The 11,999-nt window shown below is 44.7% G+C and carries 8 protein-coding genes; 5 read left to right on the top strand and 3 right to left on the bottom strand.

What is annotated here, in order from left to right:
* Positions 1–170: 170 nt before the first annotated feature.
* The 5 genes from QUF61_RS09635 to QUF61_RS09615 all read left to right on the top strand — a co-directional run bounded on the left by QUF61_RS09635 (position 171) and on the right by QUF61_RS09615 (position 7,890).
* Positions 171–1,325, top strand: a complete 1,155-nt coding sequence (locus tag QUF61_RS09635; RefSeq protein WP_289681472.1) for an ISAs1 family transposase — start codon at positions 171–173, stop codon at positions 1,323–1,325.
* 51 nt (positions 1,326–1,376) lie between these two features.
* Complete coding sequence (locus tag QUF61_RS09630; protein WP_103920689.1) at positions 1,377–1,700, top strand: type II toxin-antitoxin system PemK/MazF family toxin; 324 nt, start codon at positions 1,377–1,379, stop codon at positions 1,698–1,700.
* Positions 1,701–1,870: 170 nt separating this feature from the next.
* Positions 1,871–3,829: an alpha-amylase family glycosyl hydrolase gene (locus tag QUF61_RS09625; RefSeq protein ID WP_103920690.1), complete on the top strand. Its 1,959-nt coding sequence runs from the start codon at positions 1,871–1,873 to the stop codon at positions 3,827–3,829.
* Between the two features lie 16 nt (positions 3,830–3,845).
* Positions 3,846–6,986, top strand: coding sequence for an efflux RND transporter permease subunit (locus QUF61_RS09620; RefSeq protein WP_289681471.1), 3,141 nt, complete (start codon positions 3,846–3,848; stop codon positions 6,984–6,986).
* The gene (locus QUF61_RS09615; protein ID WP_289681470.1) at positions 6,943–7,890 is read left to right on the top strand and encodes a hypothetical protein; all 948 of its coding nucleotides are present in this window, start codon (positions 6,943–6,945) and stop codon (positions 7,888–7,890) included. The genes QUF61_RS09620 and QUF61_RS09615 overlap by 44 nt, the downstream gene beginning before the upstream one ends.
* A gap of 256 nt (positions 7,891–8,146) precedes the next feature.
* On the opposite strand, the gene QUF61_RS09610 is transcribed toward QUF61_RS09615, so the two are convergent.
* The 3 genes from QUF61_RS09610 to QUF61_RS09600 are packed head-to-tail and all read right to left on the bottom strand — an operon-like array spanning position 8,147 to position 11,975.
* Positions 8,147–9,481, bottom strand: a complete 1,335-nt coding sequence (locus QUF61_RS09610; protein ID WP_289681468.1) for a restriction endonuclease subunit S — start codon at positions 9,479–9,481, stop codon at positions 8,147–8,149.
* Positions 9,478–10,518, bottom strand: coding sequence for a PDDEXK nuclease domain-containing protein (locus tag QUF61_RS09605; RefSeq protein WP_289681467.1), 1,041 nt, complete (start codon positions 10,516–10,518; stop codon positions 9,478–9,480). Before QUF61_RS09605 ends, QUF61_RS09610 begins: the two co-directional genes overlap by 4 nt.
* On the bottom strand, positions 10,515–11,975 hold the full coding sequence (locus QUF61_RS09600) for a class I SAM-dependent DNA methyltransferase (protein ID WP_289681466.1): 1,461 nt from the start codon (positions 11,973–11,975) through the stop codon (positions 10,515–10,517). The genes QUF61_RS09605 and QUF61_RS09600 overlap by 4 nt, the downstream gene beginning before the upstream one ends.
* Positions 11,976–11,999 lie beyond the last annotated feature (24 nt).

The following is an 11,999-nucleotide window of genomic DNA, read 5'->3' as shown; positions in this document are numbered from 1 at the left end:
CTGTAAAACAGATACTTATTAGTATAAGATTACTCTAAAATCAAATTATATAAAATAATAAGGATTAAAGAGATGGTAATTCGCCCTCAACCCAAACAGGCAGAATCTGCTCCTTCCACTGGAGTAAAAAAAACTCTATAGAACACGTAGAAAATATATTGATATCTCAATTGGCTGAAGCTGAAGCGAACAAGGTTAAAATTGAATATCAAACCAGTATTTCCGAGCATTTTAAGGACTTACCAGACCCACGAAAACCAGGAATGATTCTGCATAAATTATTGGACATCATAACCATTGCAGTTTGCGGTATAATTTGTGGTGCAAACGACTGGGTTGGCGTGGAAACTTTTGGAAAAAGTAAGCAGCAATGGCTATCTGGTTTTTTAGAATTACCAAATGGCATCCCCTCACATGACACGTTTAACAACGTATTAAATAGCCTGTCGGCAACAAAACTTCAAGAATGTTTTGCAGCGTGGATGCAAAGCCTTGTTCAACTGTTGGATGGAGAAATCGTCGCTATAGACGGTAAATGCTTACGACATTCCTATGATAGAAAATCAGGTAAAGCAGCTATTCATATGGTGAGCGCCTGGGCAAACAGTAACCGAGTCGTGTTAGGGCAAGTGAAAGCGGATGAGAAATCCAACGAAATCACAGCAATTCCAGAACTCCTGAAACTACTCGATATTAAAGGCTGTATCGTTACAATTGATGCGGCAGGATGTCAGAAAACGATAGCGCGTGACATTATTGTACGCGAGGCAGATTACGTATTGGCGCTTAAAGGTAATCAAGGCACATTGCATGAAGATGTTAAAGATTATTTTGAATGGGCACTGGCAAAAAATTTTAAGTCTATTGTGCATAGCTATCATGAGACGATAGATGGTGGGCATGGGCGTATTGAAACGCGGCGTTATTGGACCATTGATGATATTGAGTGGTTGGATAATAGAGAGAAATGGGCAGGACTGACTAGCATCGGTATGGTTGAGTCACACCGGGAAATTGGTGATAAAGTGACAACTGAACGGCGTTTTTATATTACTTCGCTAAGTAGCGATGCACAGCGTTTTGGTCGTGCTGTACGTGCGCATTGGGGCATTGAAAACAGTTTGCACTGGTCGCTGGATGTAACATTTAACGAAGATTATTCACGTATTCGTAAAGATAATGGACCTGAGAATTTTGCAGTGCTACGTCATATTGCTTTGAGTTTACTTAAGCAGGATTCTTCTCATAAAACGGGTATTGCTAATAAACGACTTAAAGCTGCTCTTGATCAAGACTATCTCTATAAGATATTGACTATGCAGTAAATTTGATGCGATTGCCCTAGGTTACGTGGAAGGAAAAGAGGTTTTTTAGAAATGAATTATCAGCCTGAGCGTGGCGATTTAGTCTGGCTCAATTTTAATCCACAAGCCGGACACAGGCCAGCCTTGATTCTTTCGCCAGGGAAATACAACCAGCGCAGCGGTATGGCGCTGGTTTGCCCTATCACTTCTCAAAATAAACAGCGCCCATATCACGTCTTAATACAGGACAATGGAAAAATAAATGGATTTGTTATTTCAGATCATGTTTGTTCTATTGACTGGCGCGCGCGCAACGCTAAATTTATTAGCAAAGCCAATCCTGAAGTAATCAATGAAGTCGTTGATAAAATTGCCACTCTATTGCCTCTAGAATGAAATAGGCCTGGTCAAAATCGGACACGCGCACAACCCGGCGCAGCGATTCAAAGCAACCACCAATACCCCCATTACCGGCAGCACATCTATAGTATCTACCGAATTTAGCTATTTTTTCTTAAAAGACCTTACCCTGGATTCAGGTTTTTTAGAAAATGAGATAATTTTTTATGTATGAACAAGTATCACATTCCTTATTAAACCAGATACTCGAAGAAATAAAACCAGAAATTAGTAAACGCAACCTGCTGCGTTTTTATACGCGCCTGGGTGCTAATTTTTATGCCATCCATTCACTTTTCACCCAGCTTTATGGCGAGCGAAAAGATTTTCTGGAACAGATGGTTCGGTTGGTTGAGGTGCTGGCAACGCGCTATATAGAACGTTCAGCTGATCTTGAAGCGCTGGATATTGAACGTGAACACGATCATAACTGGTTTCTTGCCCAAAACTGGGTGGCTATGGCCTTATATGCAGATGGATTTGCCGGTGATCTGCAAGGTCTTCAACACCGTTGCGCGTATTTACAGGAACTGGGCATCAACATGCTGCATATCATGCCCATGATGAAATGTCCTGAAGGTGCCAGTGACGGGGGCTATGCGGTCTGTGACTTTCTGGATATTGATGCGCGCTATGGCACCTTGTCTGATTTGCAGACACTGACAGCACACCTGCGTAAACGGAAAATGCTGGTGGCGCTTGATGTGGTTGTCAATCATACCTCTGATCAACACGAATGGGCCGTAAAAGCCAAACAAGGTGATAAACAATACCAGGACTATTATTACACCTTTCCAGACCGGGATATCCCGGACATGTTTGAAGAGACCATGCCCGAGGTCTTTCCAGAAAATGCGCCAGGGAATTTTACGTTTGATACATCCATGAACCGATGGGTGATGACAGTATTTAATAACTATCAGTGGGATCTGGATTACAGCAACCCTGCCGTATTCATTGAAATGGCCGATATTATCCTGTTTTGGGCCAATATGGGGGCGGATATTGTGCGCCTGGATGCTGTGGCTTTTCTGTGGAAAAAAATCGGTACAACCTGCCAGAATGAGCGGGAAGCGCATTTGATTTTGCAGTTAATGAAAGACTGCTGTCAGGTAACTGCACCCGGTGTACTGTTTATTGCCGAGGCCATCGTTGCGCCGGTAGAGATTAGCAAATACTTTGGCGAGGATGCCGTCATTGCCAAGGAATGTGAAATTGCCTACAACGCCAGTTTCATGGCGCTGCTCTGGGATGCAGTGGCAACCAAGAATACCAAGCTGCTCAGCCAGGGCATTAAAAGCATTCCAAATAAACTCGACAGGGCGACCTGGCTTAATTACATTCGTTGTCATGATGACATTGGTCTTGGCTTTGATGATGCGGATATTATCAATGTTGGTTATGAACCTTATCCACATCGCAAATTTCTTATTGACTACTACACCGGCGTATACGAGGGTTCTCCAGCGCGTGGTCAACCTTTTGCGCGAAATGATAAAACTGGTGATGCCCGTATTTCAGGCTCTCTGGCATCACTGGTTGGTTTGGAATATGCGCTGGAAAGCAACGATGAAGAACTGATTGAGCAAAGTATTAAGCTCATTTTGTTATTACATAGCATTATTATGTCATTTGGCGGCATCCCCTTACTGTATTATGGTGATGAGATCGGCACTGTAAACGATTGCTCATTTATGCAGGATGAAAACAAGGCCAATGATAACCGCTGGTTAAACAGACCGCGCATAGACTGGCAAAAAGCGGATCTGCACAAGCAACATGGCAGCGTGGAACAGAAACTATTTGATAGTTTACAGCGGATGATTGCGGTGAGGAAATCTGTACCTGTATTTGCTGATTTTAATAACAGAGAACTGATTGATACCGACAATGAGCATTTATTTATTTTCATACGTAATCATTTTAACCAGCAATATGAACCCGTATTAGTTGTTTGTAATTTTGATAACAGACCCCAAATGTTGAACCTTTCCGAACTCGGTAATCGTGGACTTTTTGAATTAGGCCAATTACGGGATCTGGCAACGGGTGAGTCACCGGCTTTATTTAAGGATCAGTTGGTCATTCCACCTTATCGATATTACTGGTTAACGGTTCAGCCTTGAGACTTTAGTGTAATTAATGCAATTTCAACATAAAACCGATTTAATCGGGCGCTTTGCGCAGCATAAAGTTGCCGCCAATCTACTGATGGTGGTTATGCTGCTGGCAGGCATAGGCGCATTATCCAAACTCAATACCCAGATATTGCCCAGCTTTGATCTGGACTTTATCACCATTGTCATTCCCTGGAGTGGAGCCAGTCCCGAGGATGTGGAACGCTCGATTACCAGCCCCGCAGAAGAAGCCCTGCGCACGCTGGATAACGTCAAAAAAATGACCTCCACTTCCGGTAATAATGTTGCGGCGATTACCCTGGAATATCAGGATAACAGCGACATGGGCATTGCCCTGGATCAAGTCAATGAAAAGATCGCGCTGTTGCGTAACCTGCCTTCAACGGCGGAAAAACCAGAAATCAGCCGCGTGGTGCGCTATGAGCCAATCGCGCGCATCCTGTTATATGGCACCGACAGCGCACAGGCCATGCGTCCGCTGGCGCATCAAATTGAACAGGAACTGCTGCGCACGGGTTTATCCAAAGTCACCATCAGCGGCCTGCCCAAAGAAGAAATCGCCATCCAGATAGCCAGTGCCAAACTGGAGGAACTGGGTCTGACACTCAATCAGGTGGGGCAAAAAATCAAAGCCTACAGTCAGGATATGCCCGCTGGCTCCATTGGTTTGAATGATATTTCCAGACAATTGCGAGGACTGGAACAACGCCGGGATCAATTGGCGTTTCTGGATATTCCACTGTTTGCAAGCCGTGACGGGCAACGGGTACTGCTGGGGGATATTGCCAGCGTTAAACGCCGCCCCATGCCCAATCAAACCACCTTGTATTATCAGGGACAACCAGCGGTTGAATTGCAGTTGCTGCGCGCAGACAAGGATGACGCGCTTAAACTTGCCAAAAAGATGCAAACCTGGCTGGCAGAAAATCAGGACAGCTTCCCACCAAATATCCACCTGAAAGTTTATGATCAATCCTGGCGTTATATTCAGGGGCGCATCAATATTTTATTAAAAAATGGTCTGGGCGGTTTGATTCTGGTGATTTTGGTTTTATACCTGTTTCTGAACGCCAAGGTTGCCTGGTGGGTGGCGGTCGGCATTCCGGTTTCATTAATGGCGGCGCAAGCAGTGTTATACGCTTTTGGCGGTACCATCAATATGGTCAGCTTATTGGCAATGATCATGACCCTGGGCATTATTGTCGATGATGCAATTGTGGTGGGAGAGGATGCCCTGGCACATTATCAAAACGGTGAAAATCCCCTGGAATCTTCCGAAGGCGGCGCGCGCAGAATGCTGGCCCCGGTGATGGCTTCTTCTTTAACCTCAATTGCCGCGTTTATGCCGCTGATGCTGGTGGGTGGCATTATCGGGCATATTTTATTCGCCATTCCCCTGGTAGTGATCGCAGTTATTCTGGCATCGCTGGTAGAGTCTTTTTTGATTTTACCCGGACATTTACGCCACAGCTTTTTGCATCTGCATCATCAGAGCAACACCGGTATTCGCCATAAGCTGGATACCGCTTTTGAAAAACTACGCGATAACTATTTTCGTCCTCTGATTCACAGGGTTTTACAGTGGCGCATATTGATGGTTGCCATTTTATTGAGTTTATTAATGTTAGGTATTTCCCTGTTGGTAAGCGGCAAGGTACCGTTTAATTTTTTCCCCACCCCGGAACCCGCCATCGTTAACGCCAATATCAATTTTATTTCCGGCACACCGCCACAGCGGGTCAGCACTTATCTGGAACAACTGGAACAGGCTTTATACGAGACTGATAAAGCACTCAGTCCGGTGGGAGAATCTTTGATTGTTTCCGCCGTGGTGCGCCAGGGTATGAGTCAATCAGCCGATGGGCAAAGCAGTCGGCGCGGCGATCAGTTCGCTTCAATTTTTGTGGAACTGATTGAACCGGATCAACGCAGCGTGCGTAATCATACTTTTCTGGATGCCTGGAAAGACCGGGTGGACGATGTACCGGGGCTGGAAAGTCTGGTCATCAGCGAACGCCGGGGCGGCCCGCCGGGGCGGGATATTGATATTAAACTCAGTGGTGATGATGCCTTACAACTGAAACAAGCGGCACTGGAACTTAAAACCGCCTTAAAAGCCAAAGCCAATGATGGCGTGCGCAGTGTGGAAGATGATATGCCTTATGGACGGGAGCAATTATTGTATCAATTGCGCCCCCTGGCGATTGCCTACGGGTTGACCACCACCGAGGTCGGGCAGCAACTACGCGCCGCATTTGATGGTTTGCAGGCACAGATTTTTCTGGATGGGCGTGATGAAGTTGAAGTGCGAGTGATGCTGGCTGATGAAGAACGCCACAGCCTTTCCGCCTTAGAGCAGTTTAAGATCCATACGCCTCAGGGCTTGAGTCTGCCATTGCGCGATGTGGTCGATATTAAAAGCCAACGCGGTTTTGAAACCCTGCGCCATGCTGAAGGTGAGCTAACCATACAAGTGTCCGCCGATGTTAATGCCCAGGTGCGTACCAGCAATGAAATTATTAGCGAACTGGAGCAACAGATACTGCCCGAAATCAGCAGCCGTTATGGAGTGCATTATTCTTATGAAGGCCGCGCCGCCGATCAGCGCGAAACCATGCAGGATATGATGCGCGGCTTATTTTTTGCGCTGATTCTGATTTATCTGGTGCTGGCCTGGGTGTTTGCCTCTTATGGCTGGCCTTTGGTGGTGATGAGCGTGATTCCTTTTGGCTTGATTGGCGCTTTGGCGGGACACTGGGCAATGGACTTAAATCTCACCATATTATCCCTTTTTGGTTTGTTTGGTTTATCCGGTATTGTCATTAACGATTCGATTGTATTGATTACCTTTTATCAGCGTTTACGCAAAAGTGGCCTAGCGGTCAATGAAGCACTGGTTGAAGCTGCCTGCCAACGCCTGCGCGCGGTTTTACTGACTTCGCTGACCACCATATTCGGCTTAATGCCGCTGTTATTTGAAACCTCTTTGCAAGCACAGTTTTTGATTCCGATGGCGGTTTCCATCTCTTTTGGTCTGGCTTTTGGCACTGTGCTGGTATTATTATTGGTACCGACCTTACTCTCCTTATATGAAGATTTTCATGTCAAACTGTTCCAGCATAAACCAGGCAAAGCAAGCATTTAAACATACACCAGCATTACTCGCAGCATTACAGGCGCACATTCAGCAACACGCCTTACCCGCTACATTTATCACAACGCTGCAAAACTATTATATGCCGCTGGCAGAGCAGATTTATCAGCAATCCCAAATCACGGGACAGACCAGCGTTATTGGCATTAATGGCGCACAAGGCACAGGCAAATCCACCTTAAGCAGTTTTCTGAAACTGATTTTAGAACAGGTTTATGGCTGCGCCGTGGTACAGTTTTCCATAGATGATCTCTACCACACCCACGCCAAACGCCAACAACTTGCCCGGGAAATTCATCCTTTATTACAAACCCGTGGCGTTCCCGGTACGCATGATGTGAATCTGGGTATTGCGCTACTGGAAACATTAAGCACCGCTACAGCCAGCACAAAAGTTTTTATACCTTATTTTGACAAGGCCATAGATGATCGCGCACCCCGCGAGCAATGGTCGCTACATCAGGGTAAGGTGGATATTGTTCTGTTTGAAGGTTGGTGCGTCGCCACGCCTGCACAAGCAGAATCAGCGCTGAAACAAGCACTAAACGCGCTGGAAGCAAATGAAGACCCTCACGCTATCTGGCGCAATTACGTCAACTTGCAATTGCAAAAAAGTTATTTTAGTTTATTTTCACCGATTGAATATTTGATTATGCTCAAAGCCCCCTCATTTGAATGTATTTACCAATGGCGGCGTTTACAAGAGCATAAGTTGGCGCAAAAACAAGACTCAAGAAATCATAATCTAAAAATCATGAATAAAAACCAATTACAGCGTTTTATCATGCACTATGAGCGCCTTACCCGCTTTAACCTGCAAGTGCTGCCGGAGCAAGCACAGGTGGTGATTGAGCTGGATGACAAACACCAGATTACCGACTTAAAATATCTCTAACACACGACTTTGAAGGTTAGCTCTAAAGCTGGGTAATTATCTGCTGGGAACGCCGACATTTTGTCGGCTCTCTGGGGCTGCCGTCATTCTGACGGCATAGCAGCATAGCTGCTATAACCGCGCGTTGCGCGGTTTGCCGTCTGGAAGACGGCGCTCCCAGCAAATAAACCTTCAAAGTCGTGTAACAGTAGTCTTACTCCTCCCCATTCGCTATACCTAATGGCTGGCATATATCATTTCACCTTTACGATTAAATTTAGCTGAAAGCTTCGCGCAAGACGGCTTGCATCAGTGCCTCAGCGTGGGTTTGGTTTTGGGTGATTTGGGTTTCCAGTTGGTCGCAGAGGGCCAGGAGTTTTTCGACTTTGGTGACGATGGCGCGTTGTTCGGGGAGTGGGGGGAGAAAAATAAAGGTTTCCCCAATAATATCTGTGTTCAAATTAGGCTGTCCTTGTCCTCTTGAGGCTTCTTCTAAAAACCATTGTGTTTTTGATGATAATACATAGTAGAAATATGGTTTGAATAGATCATTATTCATGTAGATAAAAGCAGCAATCCCATCATTAAAAGTTGTTTCAAATCTACATATTTTTGGAATTCCTAGAGTTGCCCCACTATTTGTTAGCATTAATGTGTTTGCTGGAACTTTACGAGTTTTATGAAGACCAGCTTCTTTAATTGTGTATGTATGACTATTTAAGTAAGTTGCATTAGTGGCTGTCAAATCTGCAACTTTTAGAAAAGGTATATTTCCTTGGTAGAAACGTAAATCTCCAGCGGGTCTTGGAGACCCTCCTCTTACGATATTTGTTATTTCCCTCAACCGACACCAAACCCACCCATCCGGCAATTCAAAAGGCTGTTCTTCGTTGCTAATCGGTGGCAGCGGTTTCTGCTTTTTGATTTTCTTGGCCTTGACCAGTTCAGCTTTTTCGGTGGCGATGCGTTCCAGCAGTGCGCTGGCGGGTTCTACATCGGGGTTAGCGGCTCGCCAGTCGGCGGTGAGTTTGCCTTCGATGGCTTCTTGTAAGATTTGCTGGCGTAGCTTTTTTAGCAGGGTTTGTTGGTGGGTGAGTTCTTGATTAATAAATTCAGTCGTTTTTGATTTTCTCTCAAAAGAGGTTAGAACTAATTTTTGTTCTTTTATATCAGGAAGGTATATTCCTGTATTTAGAAATTCTTGTTCGTTGAGATATTTTCTGTGAGTAACTCCACTACTTGCTCGTTCACAAATATTATAAAAAGTTGCTGAATTGGTAAAATTATTCAGCCAGCTAATTGAAATGATATTTTCATCAAAATCATATGCCCAAAAGTTACCTGTGATTATTGCCTCATTGACTTCTTCCGGTGCAATTCCAAAAGCTCCGTAACGAGCATCAATTTTTGACAAGACAAATTGTCCAGACTTCAAAATAAATTGCTTTTTTGTACCAATTTTTGCACCTATCTCTGTATTTCTAATCGAGACTCCACCGTGCTTAGTTTTAATGGTTACTCTTTTATAATTCTTTTCGTTTTCTAACAAGATTGGAATTTTAGATCTTTTTAAAAAATCAGAGAATTTATATTTCTTCCATATTCCCATCATTCCACCCTCTCAATCAGCCGTTTCTCCCTTTCAATCTCGGCAATTAACTCCGCTTCAGTGGGTAGGTAGGGCATATACTTACTGGCAAAAAGCTGTTTACTTTCATTCAATACTGAGTATTTGGCGATCATTTTGTCTGTTTCAGTACACAGTAATATACCGATGGTGGGATTATCATTTTCATTTTTTTGAAGATCATCAAACATGCGTACATACATGTCGAGTTGTCCAACATCCGTATGTGTGATGGCATGGGTTTTAAGCTCGATAATTACAAAACATTTTAAGTGATAATTATAAAATACCAAGTCGATATAAAAATCAGACGTTTCTGTTCTGATCAAGCGTTGTCTGGCAACAAAGGCAAACCCTTTCCCTAATTCGAGTAGAAATTTTTGCAGATTATCCAGCAATGCTTTTTCTAGTTTTTTTTCTGTATAACTGGCATTAGCCGGGAGCTCTAAAAACTCTATGACATAGGGATCTTTGATAAAATCAAGGTGGTCAGCTTGCAGTTGAGCGGTCTTTTCCCGCATCTCTTTTTCCACTTCTGCTTTAACTTGTGAGCTAAGCAAGCGTTCATGGTAAAGCGTTTTATAATTTCTTTCTAAAGTTCGATAGCTCCATTGCTGTTCTGCCGCTTCGTTGAGGTAATAGCTACGTGCTTTTTGATTGGATACCCGAATAAGCAAGCGGTAATGGCTCCAACTCAATTCGGGGCGCACTGTGTCCCATTTTGGAAAACAGAGGAAAAACTGTCGAAGACGGCGTAACTCTCGCTCATCCAAACCTTTTCCAAACTCGCTTGACAACACCTGTGCCAGCTTTTTAATAATTTTCTTGCCATATTCTGCTCGTGTTTTGCCCTGTTGCTCTTCTTCTACAATACGTTTACCTATCAGCCAATAGGCTTCAACCATCGCGGAATTGATAGCCGTTTTTGCTTTGCTTCTAGCAGATTGGAGGATTTGCTTTATATCATCATGGAATGCGCTTAATCCTTCCCCCTCCGAGGCGAGTTTTGTTTTTTTGTTCACGACACCAGCTCCTTGCGCAACTGCGCCAACAACTCATCCCCTTTCATAAACGACTGATGCAACATATCCAGCAATTCAGCACTGCTGTGCTGCTGTTCTTCTTCAGGCTGGTGCGGGTTTTTAATGTCGAGGTTGTAGCCATTGTTTTTGATAGCGTCAATATCCACTTGCCATGCGTGTTCGCTTTCTTCGCGTCCTGCTCTATTTTGACCGCCCCACCACTGTTTTAAGCCATCAAATTCAGCTAAGCGTATGGGTTTAGTTTTGGAGTAGGCTTTGTAGTTTTCGGGTAGTTTGTGTTCGTAATACCAGATAGTTTCAGTCGGTTTGCCTTTGGTGAAAAACAGCAAATTGGTGGCGACTGAGGCGTAAGGCTGAAACACGGAATTGGGCAAACGCACGATGGTGTGCAGGTCGCAGTCTTCCAGCAGTTTCTGGCGGATACGTTGCTTGACACCATCACCAGTGAGGGAGCCATCGGGCAGGACAATGGCTGCGCGTCCTTCTTCTTTGAGCAGGTGGATCATGAGAATCAGAAACAGGTCAGCGGATTCTCTGGTACGGTAAGTCTTGGGAAAGTTGTTTTCGTTGTTGTTGGAAACTACGCCGCCAAAAGGGGGATTGGCAATAATCGCGTCTACACGGTGTTTGCGGGTGTATTCGCTTAACGGATGCTGCAATGAATCGCCGTAACGAATATTGGGCGAGGTAATATCATGCAGTATCAGGTTGGTGTTAGCCAGCATATAAGGCAGCGGTTTATACTCCCAGCCGCGCACATTTGCACCGATGGATTCATGTTGCGTACCCGTGCTGGCTTCAGCTTTGAGGTATTCGATTACGGCAGTCAGAAAACCGCCCGTACCACAGGCGGGATCAAGGATGATTTCATCATGCTGCGGATTGAGCATTTCCGTCATGAACTGGGTGACAGCGCGGGGCGTGTAAAATTCGCCCAATGTACCTGCACTTTGCAGTTCGCTTAAAAAAGTTTCGTAAATTTGCCCAAACAGGTGCAGCTTTTTATGGTTGTTAAAATCAATTTCGTTCAGTTTATTGATGACCTGGCGCAGGTGAATACCTGACTTCATATAGTTGTAGTTGTTGGCAAAAACTTCGTGTACCAGGATGGCGCGTTTACCCGCCGTAGCATCGGGGTCGGCGGTGGATAGATCAATATTTGCCAAGGTGGGAAAGAGTTTTTCATCTACAAACTCACGGAGCTTGTCGCCAGTGATACCTTCGTCATCAGCAGCCCAGGTGCTCCAGCGTAGTTCTTCGGGAATGGGTGACTCATAGTCATCCTCCATCATTTCGAGTTCTTCATCTTTGTCGCTGAAAATTTTAAGAAACATCATCCAGCCAAGTTGCAGGATGCGTAGCTCATCACTACCCGTGCCTGTATCCTGACGCATGATGTTACGGGCAGATTTTACGATGCCTGAAATATTACTCATTACTATTGGTTTTCCTGTTTATTA

The sequence above is a fragment of the Candidatus Venteria ishoeyi genome, assembly GCF_030378065.1.
GTDB lineage: Bacteria > Pseudomonadota > Gammaproteobacteria > Beggiatoales > Beggiatoaceae > Venteria > Venteria ishoeyi.
This window is presented reverse-complemented; position numbering and strand designations above follow the sequence as displayed.

Bases quoted from the DNA above. Each gene is read 5' to 3' on its own strand.
- QUF61_RS09630 (WP_103920689.1), top strand. From the start codon at position 1,377: ATGAATTATCAGCCTGAGCGTGGCGATTTAGTCTGGCTCAATTTTAAT.
- QUF61_RS09625 (WP_103920690.1), top strand. From the start codon at position 1,871: ATGTATGAACAAGTATCACATTCCTTATTAAACCAGATACTCGAAGAA.
- QUF61_RS09620 (WP_289681471.1), top strand. From the start codon at position 3,846: ATGCAATTTCAACATAAAACCGATTTAATCGGGCGCTTTGCGCAGCAT.
- QUF61_RS09615 (WP_289681470.1), top strand. From the start codon at position 6,943: ATGTCAAACTGTTCCAGCATAAACCAGGCAAAGCAAGCATTTAAACAT.
- QUF61_RS09610 (WP_289681468.1), bottom strand. From the start codon at position 9,481: ATGATGGGAATATGGAAGAAATATAAATTCTCTGATTTTTTAAAAAGA.
- QUF61_RS09600 (WP_289681466.1), bottom strand. From the start codon at position 11,975: ATGAGTAATATTTCAGGCATCGTAAAATCTGCCCGTAACATCATGCGT.